The following is a 16,294-nucleotide window of genomic DNA, read 5'->3' on the forward strand; positions in this document are numbered from 1 at the left end:
GTGTGCGCGCGTTCGTGTCCGCGCGCACACCTTCCAGTCACTTCACGCGGTAGGCCCGGACGACCGTCTGGGTCACCGTGTTGCCGTCACCGTCGGACGCGTTGGCGCGCAACGACACGAACCCGGACTTCGGGTTCTGAACCATCACCCACCACTTGTCGTTGACGCGTACCAGCGGCACGGCACGCCAGGTCTTCCCGTCGTCGAAGGACGCTTCGACCTTGCGTGGCTCGGCTTTGCCACCCTGGGCACCGGTCTGGCGGTCGACCCGCACCGGAATCGCTGCCACCGCGCCCGCCGCGGCGTGGTTGGTCAGGTCCACCTTCGGGTCGAAGGCGACCGTCAGCAACGGCAGTGGCGTTTCGGCTGTGGTGTGCGCGGAGCGGAACGCCCACTCGGCACTGACCGATGTGGACAACGGCCACGCCGGGTGGTTGCGCTGGACCTGGGCGGTCAACCGGTAGTCCGCAGCCGCCGCCGGGACGGTGAAACGCCCCTCGCCGGGCTGGCCGCTGCGGCCGATCTCCTTGCCGCCGGAGTACAGCACGGTGTCACCCGTGTCCCCGAAGTCGGACCACGAGAACCCGGCGTGCCCCGCCGAGTCGGAGAACAACGGCAGCTTCGCTGTGATCGCGTCACCGGACCGCGCCACCAGCCGGGACGGCCGGAACCTGCTGTCCGCGCCGGTGATCCCCGGTCCCACCACTGATTTTCCCCAGTCCACGGTGGTCGTCTCGCCCGGCTTGAACGTGCGCGTGCCGAGGTACTCGATCGGCTCACCGCCCGGTGCGAACGTGACGAACCCGGTCAGCCACGACACCGGGGAGAAGTACTCCGTCCGCTCCAGCGGCAACGGGATCTCGGTCGTGTCGATCGAGCCGTCCAACAAGACCGAGCGGTCGATGGCCTGCATGTCGACGTACCCCTTCTGGCTGTCGCTGTTCGCCCGGTAGGTCGTTCGGACGGTCGCCAGATCGCGGGCACTGGCCCGGTAGTCCACAGTGGCGGGCATGCTGCCGTGACTCGGGTATGCCAGTTCGTAGTGGTACGGGCTTGGCGGGTTGCCAGTCAGCGTCACCGACGCCGTGCCCAGCTTGGCCAACCGCGCGCCTTCCGAGCGGATCGTCACCGCGACCGGGATCGGTGTCGGCCCCGTGATCCGGATCGTGGCACCGGAGAAGTGGAACAGCGCCGCGTTCGCGCCCGCGTCAGCGAGCGCCTGTACCCGTGCGTTGTACTCCACGCCTTCCACGTTGTTCAGCGTGAACACCGCCAGCTTGCCCTTGAGGTCACGGGCAGCGATCTCGGCGGGCGTGGCGTGCCCGACGTCTACGGCGATCAACGCACGCGTGTCCGTCGTCGTGGGTGAGGCCGTGATCCACTCGACCGGGACCTCGAACGACTCGGGTTTGCCGACCACCAGCCGGACCGCCGGTCGTTCCATCCTGATCCGGTCGAAGTACGTGAAATGCGGGTGGTTTCCCGTTCCCGGCACGACGTAGTCGTCGTCGGTCTTCAGGCTGTAGTAGCCGACGCCGAATCCGCCGGGACCGGTGGTGACTGTCATCCCCGTTGTGCTGGGCGTCATCCGGGCGTCCTTCTCGTCGGTCCGCACCGTGACCTTCTCGCCCTTGCGGGCGTCCAACGTGACCGTCGTGTCCTTGGTCAGGTCGATCGTCGGCTCGGCGGCACTCGTGACCGACGGGACGACCTCGCCGGGGATCGGTGTCTGGATCGAGCCCGCCACGGCGTACCGGCCCTTGGGCAGGCGGGCGGTCTGGTTGTTCACCAGTGTGTCGAAGGCGTCGTCACCGGCGTCCAGGCGGATCCAGATGGCGTAGCTCATCAAGCGCTGCTGCGGGTCATTGCCGTCGCGGTCGATGAACTTCGCCGTGAGGTCGTAACTCTCGGGCTCCTTGTACGCGCTGACCGGCGTCTGGACGACGGCGTCACCGCCCGTGGCCGTCAGCCTCCCGCTGTGCACGCCGAGCGGCACGCTGGTGTGGTCGAACGAGACTGTCACAGTGGCTTCGCCGTTGGCGGGCACGGTGACCTCCGTCGCGCTCACCTTGAACGCCGCGACATCGGTGCTCAGCCGCAACGTGATCGCCGTGGTGCCGCTGTTTCGGTACGTGATCGGCTTGCCTTCGAGCGGCTGCGTGTGCGGGAACCTGACCGTGCCGAGGCTCAGGCTGCCCACACTGGGGACAAGCGTTTGCTTCACCGCTCGGCCGACGTCAAGCCGTCCCGCACCCTGCTGGAACACCGTCGCGTCCACCGGCTTGGCACTGGCCATCAGGGCGGCCTTGATCTGCTGACCTGTCCAGTCCGGGTGCTGTGCGGCCAGGATCGCCGCCGCGCCCGCGACGTGCGGTGTCGCCATGGACGTTCCGGTCAGCTTGGCGTAGTGCTCGTCGACGGCCTCGTTCGCCAGCGTGCCCTCGGCTCGCGCGGCGACGATCTCCTCACCGGGCGCCGCGATGTCCGGTTTGAGGGCGTTGTCCTTGACCCGCGGGCCGGGCTGGCTGAACGCGCTGTACTTGTCCTGCTTGCTCACACTGGCCACGGCCAGTGCCGCATCCGCTGCCGCGGGTGTGCCGACGCGCGTGGATGGGCCGTAGTTGCCCGAAGCGACAACGAACAGCGTGCCCTTCTCGGCCGAGATCCGGTTGATGGCGGTGTCGAGCGGGCCGGTTCCGTCGCTCGCACCGGCCCCCAGGCTCATGTTCACGACTTTCGCGCCGCTGTCGGCGGCCCACTGCATGCCTTCCAGGATCGCGTCGAACGGGCACCCACTCGCCGCGCAGACCTTGCCGATCACCAGATCGGCTCCCTTGGCGACGCCTGTGTACCTGCCGCCACGGCCAGCGGCCGTCGATGCCACATGGGTGCCGTGACCGTTGGTGTCCTTGATGCCCTCGCCGGTGAAGTCCTTCTCACCCTTGACGATCCCGGCGAGATCGGGGTGGTTGGCGTCGTAGCCGGTGTCCAGGACGGCGATCTTCGCCCCGACGCCGGTCTGCCCGGCCTGCCACGCGACCGGTCCACCGACCTGTGGGACGCTCTGGTCCAGAGTGGGGAAGGCCTTGCCGTTGAGCCAGATCCTGCCTGAGGTGGTGGTGACCTGTTCGCGTGCCTGCTGCTTCGGCACGGCCACAGCGGACATCCTCGCTCGTGGTAGGTCTCGCGTGAGCTTGCCGAGCGTCTTCGCCGCCGGTGACTCCACCAGCAGCGGGATCTCGGACGTGTGGGCGTCGTCGTAGCCGAGGTCGATCAGCTTCGTCACGTCGAACAACGCGCGATCCAGCTTGCCCGACTGGATCTGCGGCAGGACAGTCGACGGGATGACCGTGACGCCCTTGGCAGTCACGGACTTGATGAAGCTGACGCGTTCGCCTGCCCGTTCGGCCGGTTCGATTCTGGCATCCCAGGTGCCGTTCTGTCTGGTCACGGTGACCTTGTCGCCGGTGATCAGCGTGACGGTTTTGGACGGTTCCGCCTTCCCCGCTGGCGCGACTGGATCCGCGGCAGCGGGCAGAACCGACAAACCGCTGGCCAGCACGGCGACGACCGCCGTATGGCCAACTAGTCGTCTGTGCACGATTCGCCCCTTGTGCTGTGTCTGAGGGTGTTCCTCCGTCCACAGCACTCCTGAGAGCGCAGGTGGGTTGCCCCTGGTTCAGCCGTCCCGGATTAATCGGACTGCCTTCTTGTACTGCTAGAGAACGGCCTTCTCCAGTTCCGCCAGTGAATCATCGAGGTGGCCGAGCAGTCGCTGCAGGTGCGGCACGTTGCGGCGGCAGCCGGTGAGGCCGAACTGCAGTTGGTCCGCGTAGCTGGTGATGGTGATGTTCAGCGCCTGCCCGTCGTACGGGATCGACAACGGGTACATGCCGTCCAGTTTGGCGCCGTTCCAGTACAACGGTTTCGGGGAGCCCGGCACGTTGGAGATGATCAGGTTGAACGGCGGCGGGGTCATCCGCACGAACCCGGGCAGCGGCGCGAACGCCAGCGGTGCCATGGTCAGCCCGGACAGCGCCAGGATCTGCAGTGGGCTCAGTTCGGCGAGTGAGCGCTTGGCGATCTGCGCGGACTGCTGGATCTGGGTGAAGCGCTGGGCCGGGTCCTCCAGGTGCGTCCCGAGGTTGACCAGGATCGCGCCGACCGAGTTGCCGCTGGCCTCGCTGCGCTTCTGCTTGGCACGTAAAGAAACCGGGACCATGGAGATCAACGGGCGGTCTGGCAGCGCACCGAGTTCGAGCAGGTAGCGCCGCAGCGCGCCGGAGCACATCGCGAGTACGACGTCGTTGAGCGTCGCGCCGGTCGCCCGGCGGATCGCCTTCACGCGGTCGACCGGCCAGCGCTGCGCGGCGAACCGGCGAGCGCCCGTGATCTGCACGTTGAAGATCGACCTTGGTGCCTGGAACGGCAACACGCTGGCCTGCTCGCGTAACGCCGTGTTGGCGCTGCGTACCAGCGCGGGCAGTACGCCCGCGATGTCCGTTGCCGAGGCGCGGAGGTTTTCCAGCAGTTCCAACGGACCGCCGCCGGGTTTGTCCGGTCGCTGCATCGGCGGCACGGCCCAGACCGGCGGCATGTCCCGGTCATCGGGATTCGTCGACAACGCGCGGCTGGCCAGGATCAGCGACGACACGCCGTCCATCAGCGCGTGGTGCACCTTGGAGTACGTGGCGAACCTGTTGCCTTCCAGGCCTTCGATCAGCGAGAACTCCCACAGTGGACGGTGCCGGTCCAGCAGCGACCCGTGCAGCCGTGAGGTCAGCTCCAGCAGCTCACGCACACGCCCCGGCCGCGGCAACGCCGTCAGCCGCACGTGGTACTCCATGTCCAGCAGGTAGTCCGACGCCCACGACCACTGGCCGAGGCTGCTGACCGGACGCCTTGGCCTGCGCCGGAACAGCGGCTGCACGCTCTGCTCGTCGGCGACCAGGGAGTGGTAGATCTGGCTGAGGTAGTCCGGGCCCGCGTCGTCGGGCAGCGAGTACAGCTGCAGACCGCCCACGTGCATCGGATGTTCGCGCGATTCGGCGAGCAGGAACATCGAGTCCTGGACGGGCATGAGCGGTATCCGGGCCATCGGCGCCTCCTGTTCCCGGTGGGACCTGCCGAGATTACCGCCACGGACGGTAGCCAGGAAGATCGGATAACGGGAGATCCTCGGCCGTGGACTCGCGGAATGTTCCTCGCCGAACTGATCCACTCCACCCGTGCTCACGCCGGAAGGCCGCATCCCGACACGGGACGAGCGCGAGATGCGGGCCTTCGCGCATACTTGTCTGGCCTGGCTCAGGATTTGAACACGAGCAGTGACCGCGCGCCGGTGCCGGTCTTCATCCGCTCGAACGCGTCGGCCACGCCGTCCAGTCCGATCCGGTGTGACACAAGCGGTTCGAGGTCCAGCCTGCCGAGTTCGATCTGGGTGGCCAGTGCCGGGATGTCCCGGTCGGGATCGCCGGAGCCGTACACCGAGACACCGAGGGTCCTGGCGAAGTGGTAGAGCTCCAACGCGCTGAAACTGACCTGGTCGTCCTTGCGGCCCGCGCCGACGATCGTCGCCCTGCCGCCGCGCCGCGTCGTCTGCCATGCGGTCCGGATCGTCTTCGAGTTGCCGACGCATTCGAGCGCGTGGTCGACACCCCGCCCGCCGGTCAGCCCCCGGATTTCCTTGGCCAGCTTGTCGTGCGCGAGGATGAAGTGCGTCGCGCCCGCGTCCCGGGCGAGTTTCTCCTTCTCCGGCGCGACATCCACCGCGATGATCGGCGCGGCACCGGCCAGCCGTGCGCCGATGATCGCCGACAGGCCCACGCCACCCAGCCCGATGACCACAACGGATTCACCCGACCGCACTCCGGCGGTGTTGCGGACCGCGCCTATGCCCGTCACGACCGCACAGCCCAGCAGTGCCGCAACGTCCAACGGCACACCGTCCGACAACGGCACGACACCGGCCTGATCGACCACGACCTCTTCGGCGAACCCACCCACACCCAGGGTGACGTGCAGCGGATCTCCGTCGATCGTGCCGCGAGGCAGGCTCGACATGCCTTCCACGGCCGTGCACAGCCACGGCTGCTGGTTGAGGCAGAACCAGCAGTGCCTGCACGCGGGCGCCCAGTTCACCACCACCCGGTCGCCGACCGCCACACGCGTGACCTCCGAACCGACCTCGGCGATCGTCCCGGCCGCCTCGTGCCCGAGCACGAGCGGGAACTGGGGCGCGAACGTGCCGTTGATCATGGAGAGGTCCGAGTGGCACACACCCGCGGCCGCGACCCGCACACGAACGTCGCGTGGGCCGGGGGCGGGCAGTTCGATCTCGCGGACCTGGATGTCCGCGTCGGGTCCTGCTGCTACAGCCGCGTTCACCATGCGGCCATTCTCCATGGCGTGGTTCACAATTTTCCGTACGGTGTTAGGTATGCGATAAATTACTGGCGAGTAGGAGGTGGTCGATGGTGAGCACGGGACCGCTCGCGGGTGTCCGCGTGGTCGAGCTCGCCGGGATCGGCCCGGCCCCGTTCTGCGCGATGCACCTGGCCGACCTGGGTGCCGACGTGGTCAGGATCGACCGGCCCGGCTCGATTCCGGTCGCGGGTCCGCCCGACCGCGACCTGCTCAACCGCAACAAACGCTCGGTCATGGTCGATCTGAAGAACGACCGCGGTGCCGAGGTCGTGCTGCGGCTGGCCGAGCAGGCGCACGTGCTGATCGAGGGCTTCCGGCCCGGCGTCGCCGAACGCCTCGGCATCGGCCCTGAGCAGTGCTGGGAGCGCAATCCCCGGCTCGTCTACGGCCGGATGACCGGGTGGGGCCAGGAAGGGCCGCTCGCGCACTCCGCGGGCCACGACATCGCCTACATCGGCATCACCGGCGTCCTGCACGCCATCGGCCGGGCCGACGGCCCGCCGCAGGTGCCCCTCAACCTCGTCGGTGACTTCGGCGGCGGCTCGCTGTACCTGGCCGTCGGCGTCCTCTCGGCGTTGCGGCACGCCGAGCAGACCGGCAAGGGCCAGGTGGTGGACGCCGCGATCGTCGACGGCGCGGCGCATCTCGCGACCATGATCTACGGCCTCGCGTCGGCTGGCGTCTGGCAGCCGCAGCGTGGCGTGAACCTGCTGGACACGGGCGCACCGTTCTATGACGTGTACGAGACGTCGGACGGCGAGTACATGGCCGTCGGCCCGTTGGAGCCGCAGTTCTACAAGGAGTTCGTGCGGCTGCTCGGCATCGACGGCGAGGACGGCCTGCCCACCCAGTTCGAGATCCCGCGCTGGCCGGAGCTGCGCAAGCGGTTCGCCGAGGTGTTCGCCACCCGGACTCGTGCCGAGTGGGCAGCGGTGTTCGAGGGGACGGACGCCTGCGTCGCGCCGATCCTGTCGCTCACCGAGGCAGCCGACCACCCGCACATCGCCGCACGCGGCACGCTCGTCGAGCGCGGTGGGCTGGTCCAGCCCGCGCCCGCGCCGAGGTTCACCGAAACACCGGCCGAGCTGCGCACCCCACCCGCTCTGCCCGGTCAGCACACCAGGAACGCGCTGGCCGACTGGGGATTCCAGGACATCGACGAGCTGCTGGCACACGGCGCCGTACAGGAACGGGACAACTCATGAAGATCAGCACGCAGGTGATGTACGCGGGCAACCCCAAGGAGCTGATCGACCAGGTCGTCAGCCTGGAGAACGCCGGGCTGGACCAGGTCTGGTTCGCCGAGGCGTACGGCTTCGACTCGCCGACGCTGATGGGTTACGTCGCCGCGAAGACCGAGCGGGTCCAGATCGGCTCGGCGATCCTGCCGATCTACACGCGTACGCCCGCGTTGATCGCCCAGACCGCGGCCGGTCTCGACGCGGTGTCCGAGGGCCGTGCGATTCTCGGGCTCGGCGCGTCCGGCCCGCAGGTCATCGAGGGCTGGCACGGCGTGCCGTACGACAAGCCGCTCGGCCGCACCCGTGAGGTCATCGACATCTGCCGCCGGATCTGGCGCCGCGAGATCATCACCAACGAGGGCAACTACCCGATCCCGCTGCCCGAGGGCCAGGGCACCGGCCTGGGCAAGCCGCTGAAGATCCTGACGCACCCGGTCCGCCCGGAGATCCCGATCTACGTCGCGTCCCTCGGCGACAAGAACGTCCAGCTGACCGCCGAGGTCGCCGACGGCTGGCTGCCGACGCTGTTCATCCCGGAGAAGGCCGATGACGTCTGGGGCGACGCGCTGGCCAAGGGCAAGGCCAAGCGCGACCCGGCGCTGGGCGAGTTGGAGATCGTCGCGGGCGGCATGCTGTCGATCGGCGAGGGGCTCGAGGACCTGCGGGACGCCTCGCGCCCGTACATCGCGCTGTACGTCGGCGGGATGGGCGCGAAGGGCCGCAACTTCTACAACGACCTGGCCAAGCGGTACGGCTACGAGGCCGAGGCGGAGAAGATCCAGGAGCTCTACCTGTCGGGCAAGAAGGAAGAGGCCGCCGCGGCCGTTCCGGCCGAGTTCGTCGAGCTGATGAACCTGGTCGGGCCGGAGAGCTACGTCAAGGAGCGCATCCAGGCGTTCAAGGAGGCCGGGGTGACCACGTTGAACGTGACCCCGATCGGCGAGAACCCGGCCAAACTCGTCGAGCAGGTCAAGGAGTGGGTGTCCTAGCCTGGACTCCGTGAATACTGTCATCACGGGCGCTTACATCGCGACAGTCGACGGGCACGACACGGAACACGCCGACGGTTATCTGGCCATTGTGGACGGGCGGATCGCCGCGGTCGGGTCCGGTGCCGTGCCCGCCGAGTACGCGGACCTCAATCGGGTCGACGCGTCCGGATGCCTGGTCACACCGGGTTTGGTGAACACGCACCACCACCTCTACCAATGGGCCACGCGGGGTTACGCCCAACAAGAGGACCTGTTCGGCTGGTTGACCGCGCTCTACCCGGTGTGGGCCGGGATCGACGCGGACATCGTGGCGGCGACCTCCGCCGCCGGGCTGGGCATGCTGGCGTTGTCCGGCTGCACGACCGCGGCCGACCACCACTACGTCTTCCCCCGTGACGGCGGGGACGTCTTCGGGGCGTTGGTCGACGCCGGGCGGCGGATCGGGATCCGGCTGCACGCCGTGCGCGGCTCGATGGACCGCGGCGAGTCCGACGGCGGTCTGCCGCCGGACTCCATCGTGGAGACGACATCCGCCGCGCTCGAGCACACCGAGCAGGCGATCGGCGAGTACCACGACCCCGCGCCGGACGCGAGGATCCAGGTCGCCGTCGGCCCGTGTTCGCCCTTCTCGGCCAGCCTCGACCTGATGCGCGGAGCCGCCGAGATCGCGCGCCGGCACGGTGTCCGGCTGCACACGCACCTCGCCGAGACCAAGGACGAGCAGGAGCAGTGCCAGCGGGAATTCGGCAAGACCCCGGTCGAGTACGCCGAAAGCCTAGGCTGGCTGGGCGACGACGTGTGGCTGGCGCACGGCGTGCACCTCGACGGCGACGAGATCCCGTTGATGGCGAGGACAGGCACCGGAATCGCGCACTGCCCGAGCTCGAACGCCCGGGTGGCCGCCGGAATGGCACCGGTCAGGGCGCTGCTGGACGCCGGTGCGCCCGTCGGGCTGGGAGTCGACGGGGTGGCGTCCAACGAGTCCGGGGGACTGGCCGAAGAACTGCGTCAAGCGTTGCTGACCGCACGGCAGCGTGGCGGGGCGGACTCGTTGACCGCGCGGCAGGCCTTGCGGATCGGCACCATCGGCGGCGCCCGCTGCCTGGGACGTCAGGACCACATCGGCTCGATCGAACCGGGCAAGCAGGCCGACCTCGCGGTGTGGCGGCTGGACACGCTCGCCCACGCGGGAATCGTGGACCCGGTCGCCGCGCTGGTGTTCGGGCGTGTGCCGCCGCTGGAACTGTTGCTCGTCGGCGGTGAGCAGGTGGTCGAGAACAACCGCCTGCTCACCGCCGACGAACCAACCCTCACCCAGGCCCTACAAACCGCCTGCTCAAGACTTGTGAGTGGTTAGAACCCAAGCGGTTCTAACCGGACTGAACACTCACGAGGTTCAGAAGGGCCAATCGGCGTTTCTCGCGGCTTCGAGCAACGGGATCATGCGGAACGTCGCGTCCGTCAGTCCACCGAACTCGTGCCGGTTGTCCGCTCCCGTCGCGTACGCCGCTGGGGCGTACCCGCCGAGGTTGAACCCGTAGATCGGGACGTTCCTCTTGACGGCCTCGGAGACGTCACCCTGGATCGTCTGCATGTCCGAGATGATGAACACTCGATCATGCCTGCGGTAGGAACTCCGCAACGCTCCAGCGATGTCTGTGCCGTGTCCGACCTCGCCGATGCGACGCAGGAACCGCTCGACCTCCCGCAGGATCGATCCGCCCTTGCGGATCTTGTGGTGGAACGTGCCGCTGGCGAAGCCGACGACGTCGACATCCTCGCCCTTGGCGCCGAGCGCGACACCGAACACCGCCGCCGCCTTCGCCGGGGTGACGCTGGACCGCTTGGAGTAGCCCACGCTGGTCATCGACGCCGAAGTGTCGATGAGGATCAGCGAACGCCCAGGCAACGACGGCAGGTTGCGGAGCGAAGCGCGCAATGCGTCGTCCAATGCCTTGCCCCACCGGAGGTTGGGCGCGGACTCGTACGCCGACAGGAACCGGAACGGGAACTGCCTGGACTTCGCCACCTGCTCGGGGTCGGCCAACCGCGCCGCCACCTTCGCGGCGACCTCGTCCGACACGCCCGCCTCGTCGAAGTTCCGCAGGTTACGCAGCAAAGCCATGTAACCCATCGACGGGATGTTCGCCTCCCACAGCCGCGCCTTGTCCACCTTGGACCCTAACTGGGACAGGGTGTCCTCCCACGTCATGCCCGCGTCACGCAGCGCGTCCGCCTCGACGAACGTCACCGGGGTATCGGCCTGTGACATCCCGGCCCGCAGCGCGGCATTGGCGTTGAGCACACGCAGCGATTCCGGGATCGGGTTGTCACGCTTGTGCCGACGGTCGAGCGCGTGCGTGAACAGCGCGCCCTGCCATTCCTGCTTCGTCTTGGGGTGCACGAGGTCGATGACGTCCGCGAACCGGAATCCCTTGGAGTCGGTGTCGTACTTCACCAGCGAGCGCTCGTTGTACAGGCGCAGCACGGCATCCGCCACGCCACGCTTGACCGGCTTCGGGATCGTCCTGCTGTACTTCGACGTCCAGTACGCGAGCATCTCGCCCGGCTCGTCCGCGCGTCGCAGTACCGAACCGACGACCTGTCGTGACATGCCGTCGAGGTTCGCATCGAGTCGCGCCTTGGTGAACTCCGCGGCGCCGACGAGGGAAGCGGACCGCATGTTCGCCTCCGAACGCAGCCACGCCAGCAGTCGCGCCGTCCACTCTGGATCCGCGATCGTCGCGCGCCTGACCAGGGTCGCGTAACGGTCGTCGCGGTCGTCCGCCGACTCGTAGAACGTCTTCTCGCCGACCATGTTGGAGACAGCGAGAAGGAACAGCGCGGACTTCACGTCGCGCTCGTAGCCCGAGCCGCCCTCGAACGTGCGCGTCGACGGCTTCTTCTTCGTGGTGACAGGGGAATGGGCCTGGGGCTTCGTCGCGGACGTGTTGAACTTGGACACGATGGACCTCGGTGTTCACGAGGGAGTGCACACGAAAACCGGATGTGGGCCCGAGATCGAACTCGGGGACAGTACAAGCTGCTCTGTCCATCTGAGCTACGACGGCACGAGAGCCGTCGGCGGGACTCGAACCCGCGACCCGCCCATTATCAGTGGAAGTAACCGTTCCCTTCGCACCGGGCACCACATCTGGAGTTGTGACTCCCGAGATCAGATCGCCCGCGGTTGTGGATTCGTTTCGAGCGAAGGAACTGCGGGCTTCGCACCGGGAGATGCTGGCGTGAGCCTAACAACTCCCGGTGCGCGTGATCCACCGATTTACTGGTACAGCGACTCGATCGCGGCGGAGTACCGGTCGGTGATCACCCGGCGCTTGAGCTTCAGCGTCGGCGTCACCTCGCCGGATTCCGGCGTCCACGTCTGCGGCAGGACCGTGTATTTCTTGATCTGTTCGACGTTGGCCAGCACCGAGTTGGCCTCCTGCACGAGCTTCTCGATCTCCTGGAGCACAGCGGGCTGCTCGGCCAGGTTCTCGGTGGGAATTCCCCTTGCCTGCGCCCAGAGCGGCGCGGCTTCGTCGTCCAGCACGATCAACGCGGTGACGAACGGCCGCCTGTCACCGATCGCGACCGCCTGGCTGATCAGGGGATGCGCCCGCAGCAGTCCCTCGACCTTGGCAGGCGCGATGTTCTTGCCGCCGGAGGTGATGATGAGTTCCTTCTTGCGGTCGGTGATGTAGACGTACCCGTCCTCGTCGATCCGGCCGACGTCACCGGTGGCGTACCAGCCGTCCTCGTCCACGTCCGGCTTGATCGAGCCGTCCGGCTGCAAGTACCCCATGAACACCATCGGCCCGCGGACAAGCAGCTCGTTGTCCTCGCCGAGCTTGACCTCGATACCCGGCAACGGCGCGCCGACCGAGCCGACCCGGTAGCGGTCCGGGAGGTTCTCGGTCACCGCGCCGGTGGTCTCGCTCAGGCCCCACAGCTCGTACACGCGGATGCCGAGGCTGGCGAGGAAGTCCAACACCGATGTCGGAATGGGCGCGGCGCCGCTGTTGCCGCCCCGGTGCATCTGGTCGAGGCCCAGCATCGTCCTGATGGGCAGCAAGGCTTTCTCGTCAAGCGCCTTGGCTCGTGCGGCAAGGTCCTCCGGCACGGGTTTGCCCTCGCTGCCCAGCCGCCACACCTCCGACGCGGCGTCCCTCGCCATCTGCACGCCGGCGCGTTGTTCCTCAGGCAAGGCGCCAAGACCGCCCTGCATCGCGGCGGTCATCTTCTCCCAGACCCGCGGCACACCGAACAAGCCGAACGGCCGGACACCGTGCAAGGCCGAAACGAGCTGGGTGTGGTCAGGCACCGCGGTCACGTGCGCGGCCGCGTACACCGGCATGTAGATCCCGAGCACGCGTTCGGCGATGTGCGCCAACGGCAAGTACGCGACAGACCTGCCGAACATCGGCAGCGGGTGCACGAGGTCCACCGAAGCCATCTCGGACAACACGTTGCGGTGGCTGATCACGACGCCCTTGGGGTCACCGGTGGTCCCGGACGTGTAGATCATGCACACCGGCTGGTCCTGCGTGATCGCGTCGGTGAGCCGTTCGAAGGCCTCGGGGTCCGCGGCGTGCTTCGCCGTGCCCTTCTCGAAGACCTCCCGGTACGACACGTAGCGGTCGTCGCCGTCGGGGATCGCGGATTCGTCGATCACCACGACCTTGCGCAGATCCGGCAGGCTGTCCAGAACAGGAGCCCAGCGAGAGATCTCGCCCGCGCCCTCGACGACCACGACCGGCGCGGCGCTGTGCTTGGCGACGAAAGCGATCTGTTCACTGGACAACGTGTCGTACGCCGTGCACGAGACCGCACTGAGGTGCATCGCGCCGAGGTCGACGATCCAGTGTTCCGGTCGGCGTGACGCCATGATCAGCATCCGGTCCCCGGAACCGAGCCCGAGCTCCGCAAGTCCGTGCGCCAGCGCGGCGACCTGTTCGCGGAACTGGGCCCACGTCAGCGTGGTGACCTCGCCGGGACTCCACCCCTTGCTCAACGCCGGTTTGTCTCCGAACTCGGTCGCGTTCCGCCGCATGATGGTCGCGATCGTCTGGCCATGGATAGCGCGCTCTACCTCGTCGGCTCTGCCCACCGTCGCTCCTTTGCGTCCGCCCGGACCTGCAAACTAGAACAAAGCGGCCGCCAACTCCATACTTGTCAGTAACTCCAGCGGCTCCGGGTAACGATCTCCTCCGGGGTGAGGCCGTCGAGCATCCGGATCTCACTCTGCCGGACACTGGTGATCGCGTCGACGAGTTCGGTGCCGAACGTGGCGAGCAACGCCGGATCGGCCTCGAACGCCTCGACAGCCGCGCCAAGGTGGTTCGGCAACGGAATCGAATCAGCCAGCGTCGCCGGGTCGACGTCGACCGGCTCGGGCAGGCTCGCGCCCTCGGTGATCCCGGCGCCGCCCGCGACCAGCAACCCGGCCAACGCCAGGTACGGGTTGGCCGAACCGTCGAAGCACTTGATCTCGACGTTCGGCGACCCCGCCTTGATGAACCGCAACGCCGCCTCCCGGTTCTCCAAGCCCCACGCCGCGAACGCGCCTGCCCAATGCGACGGGATCAGCCGCAGGTAGCTGGCCACCGAAGGAGCGCCGAGCGCCAGCAACGCGGGCAACCGGTCCAGGATCCCGCCGATGAACGACGCGCCGTCCGCTGTGAGCCCGAACGCGCCGTCCCCGCCGCACAACAGGTTGCGGCCGTCACGCCATGCGCTCAGGTGCACGTGACAGCCGTTGCCGACACCACCGGCCAGCACCTTCGGCGCGAACGTCGCGCGCAGGCCGTGGTTGAGGGCGACCGCGCGGATCGTCTCGCGGACGAGCACGAGGTTGTCGGCGGCCGTCACAGGATCCTGGTGCGCGACCGAGAGTTCGTACTGGCCCGCCGCGTACTCCGGGTGGATCTGCTCGACGTGGATTCCCTGTGTTGCCAACGCGTCCAACACGTCGTGCAGGTAGCCGCCGAGTTCGGTCAGCCTGATCATGCCGTACGCCGGGCCGGAGCAGGCGGGGACGAACTCGTCGCCGTCGCCCTTGGACACGCACCACTCGACCTCGAACGCGGCCCGTGTCGTGACACCTTGTTCGGCGAGTTCGTCGGCCACGCGGATCAGCAGGCCACGCGAATCACCCGGATGGACGTTGCCATCCTGGTCGTAGCGGACCGCGGGTGCCCACGCCCAGCCCGGCTGTGCGGCGAGCACGGTCAGCTTGCTGACGTCTGGTTTGAGCCGCAGGTCGCCGACCGGGCCGCCGGTGCTCGAGTCGTCGAACACGAACCGGTCGAACGACGGGGACGCGCCGATCCCGTTGGCCACCGCGTTCGCCAGCATGCTGACCGGGGCTCCCTTCACCCTGGTCACACCGCTGTTGTCGACCCAGGTGACCGCCACCGCGAGCACACCACGCGCGGTCAGGTTCGCGGAATCCATGCCATCCCCTAACGTGTCCAGAAGTACCGTCCATGATCTCGTCGCTGAGCGGAGTGCGCGATGGCAGATGGGGCAAACCTGCGGCTGATCGACCACCACTGCCACGGTCTCGTCCAGCGCGACCTGGCCGAGGACGAGTTCCAGGCACTGCTGACCGAAGCATCGGGCCCGTCGGTCAGCGCCTTCGACTCGCGCATCGGACTGGCCGTGCGGCGCTGGTGTGCGCCCGTGCTGGACCTGCCCGCGCACGCTCCGGTGGACGAGTATCTCGCCCGCCGCGCCTCCTTGGGGTACGCGGAGGTGGACGCCAGGTTCATGGCTGCGGCCGGGTTGTCCGCGTTGTGCGTCGACACCGGGTATGTGCCGGAACCGATCTCGACGCCCGAATCCCTCGCGGCCTCGATCGACGGGTCGACATACGAGATCGTGCGCCTGGAGCAGGTCGCCGAGGACCTGTACGGCCAGGTCGACGCGACCGGGTTCGCCGACGCCTTCCAGGCAGCGTTGCGGCAGCGGACCGAGCGGGCGGTCGGGGTGAAGTCGATCGCCGCGTACCGGGTGGGCCTGGACCTCGATCCGGTCCGTCCGTCCACAAGCGACGTCGTCAGCGCCGCTTGGCGCTGGTTGTCCGGCGGCAGGCGGATGGCGGACCCCGTGCTGCAACGGTTCCTGATCTGGTGCGCGGTCGACCGCGGCCTGCCGATCCAGTTCCACGTCGGCCTCGGCGACTCGGACGTGGACATGAAGTCCGGCGATCCGTTGCTGCTGATGCCGTTGCTCCGGGCGGTCGAACCCACCGGCGTACCGGTCATGCTGCTGCACAACTACCCGTTCCACCGGCATGCCGGGTATCTGGCTCAGGTGTTCGGCAACGTCTACGTGGACGTCGGGCTCGCCACGCACAACCTGGGCGACCGCTCCCGTGTCCTGATCGAGGAGACCCTGGAGTTGGCGCCGTTCGGGAAGTTCCTGTTCTCGTCGGACGCGTTCGGCCTTTCCGAGCTCTACTACCTGTCCGCGACGTTGTTCCGCAGGGGAGTGTCGGCGGTGCTGGAGGCCGGGGTGTCGGCGGGTTCGTGGACCGCGGCGGACGCGGACCGGCTGGCCGACATGGTCGGCTCCGGGAACGCCACCCGCGTCTACGGGCTGGGCGACGGCGGTTTCCGCCAGACCGCGTAG

General features: G+C 68.0%; 10 protein-coding genes. 4 read left to right on the plus strand and 6 right to left on the minus strand.

Going from position 1 to position 16,294, the window contains the following annotated elements; all coding sequences use genetic code 11:
• Positions 1 to 37 precede the first annotated feature (37 nt).
• The 3 genes from ALI144C_RS14460 to ALI144C_RS14470 all read right to left on the minus strand — a co-directional run bounded on the left by ALI144C_RS14460 (position 38) and on the right by ALI144C_RS14470 (position 6,390).
• On the minus strand, positions 38 to 3,601 hold the full coding sequence (locus tag ALI144C_RS14460) for a S8 family serine peptidase (RefSeq protein ID WP_143230643.1): 3,564 nt from the start codon (positions 3,599 to 3,601) through the stop codon (positions 38 to 40).
• Positions 3,602 to 3,718: 117 nt separating this feature from the next.
• A complete protein-coding gene (locus ALI144C_RS14465; RefSeq protein WP_076987744.1) occupies positions 3,719 to 5,089 on the minus strand; it encodes a WS/DGAT/MGAT family O-acyltransferase in 1,371 nt (456 codons plus the stop codon).
• A 218-nt stretch (positions 5,090 to 5,307) separates the two neighbouring features.
• On the minus strand, positions 5,308 to 6,390 hold the full coding sequence (locus ALI144C_RS14470; protein WP_076987606.1) for an alcohol dehydrogenase catalytic domain-containing protein: 1,083 nt from the start codon (positions 6,388 to 6,390) through the stop codon (positions 5,308 to 5,310).
• An 83-nt stretch (positions 6,391 to 6,473) separates the two neighbouring features.
• On the opposite strand from ALI144C_RS14470, the gene ALI144C_RS14475 reads away from it, so the two are divergent.
• The 3 genes from ALI144C_RS14475 to ALI144C_RS14485 are packed head-to-tail and all read left to right on the plus strand — an operon-like array spanning position 6,474 to position 10,016.
• Entirely contained in the window at positions 6,474 to 7,631 is a 1,158-nt protein-coding gene (locus ALI144C_RS14475; RefSeq protein ID WP_076987607.1) for a CaiB/BaiF CoA transferase family protein, read from the plus strand.
• Complete coding sequence (locus ALI144C_RS14480; RefSeq protein ID WP_076987608.1) at positions 7,628 to 8,656, plus strand: LLM class F420-dependent oxidoreductase; 1,029 nt, start codon at positions 7,628 to 7,630, stop codon at positions 8,654 to 8,656. Before ALI144C_RS14475 ends, ALI144C_RS14480 begins: the two co-directional genes overlap by 4 nt.
• A 10-nt stretch (positions 8,657 to 8,666) precedes the next feature.
• Entirely contained in the window at positions 8,667 to 10,016 is a 1,350-nt protein-coding gene (locus ALI144C_RS14485; RefSeq protein WP_076987609.1) for an 8-oxoguanine deaminase, read from the plus strand.
• 39 nt (positions 10,017 to 10,055) lie between these two features.
• Here ALI144C_RS14485 and ALI144C_RS14490 read toward each other — a convergent pair whose 3' ends face one another.
• From ALI144C_RS14490 to ALI144C_RS14500, 3 genes are all read right to left on the minus strand, one after another.
• Complete coding sequence (locus tag ALI144C_RS14490; protein ID WP_083753023.1) at positions 10,056 to 11,624, minus strand: TROVE domain-containing protein; 1,569 nt, start codon at positions 11,622 to 11,624, stop codon at positions 10,056 to 10,058.
• 318 nt (positions 11,625 to 11,942) lie between these two features.
• A complete protein-coding gene (locus tag ALI144C_RS14495) occupies positions 11,943 to 13,712 on the minus strand; it encodes an AMP-dependent synthetase/ligase (protein ID WP_076987611.1) in 1,770 nt (589 codons plus the stop codon).
• 122 nt (positions 13,713 to 13,834) lie between these two features.
• Entirely contained in the window at positions 13,835 to 15,115 is a 1,281-nt protein-coding gene (locus tag ALI144C_RS14500; protein WP_083753024.1) for a glutamine synthetase family protein, read from the minus strand.
• A gap of 60 nt (positions 15,116 to 15,175) precedes the next feature.
• Between ALI144C_RS14500 and ALI144C_RS14505 the strand changes: the two genes are divergently transcribed.
• Positions 15,176 to 16,294, plus strand: coding sequence for an amidohydrolase family protein (locus ALI144C_RS14505; protein ID WP_076987612.1), 1,119 nt, complete (start codon positions 15,176 to 15,178; stop codon positions 16,292 to 16,294).

The sequence above is a fragment of the Actinosynnema sp. ALI-1.44 genome (assembly GCF_001984155.1).
Lineage (GTDB): Bacteria > Actinomycetota > Actinomycetes > Mycobacteriales > Pseudonocardiaceae > Kibdelosporangium.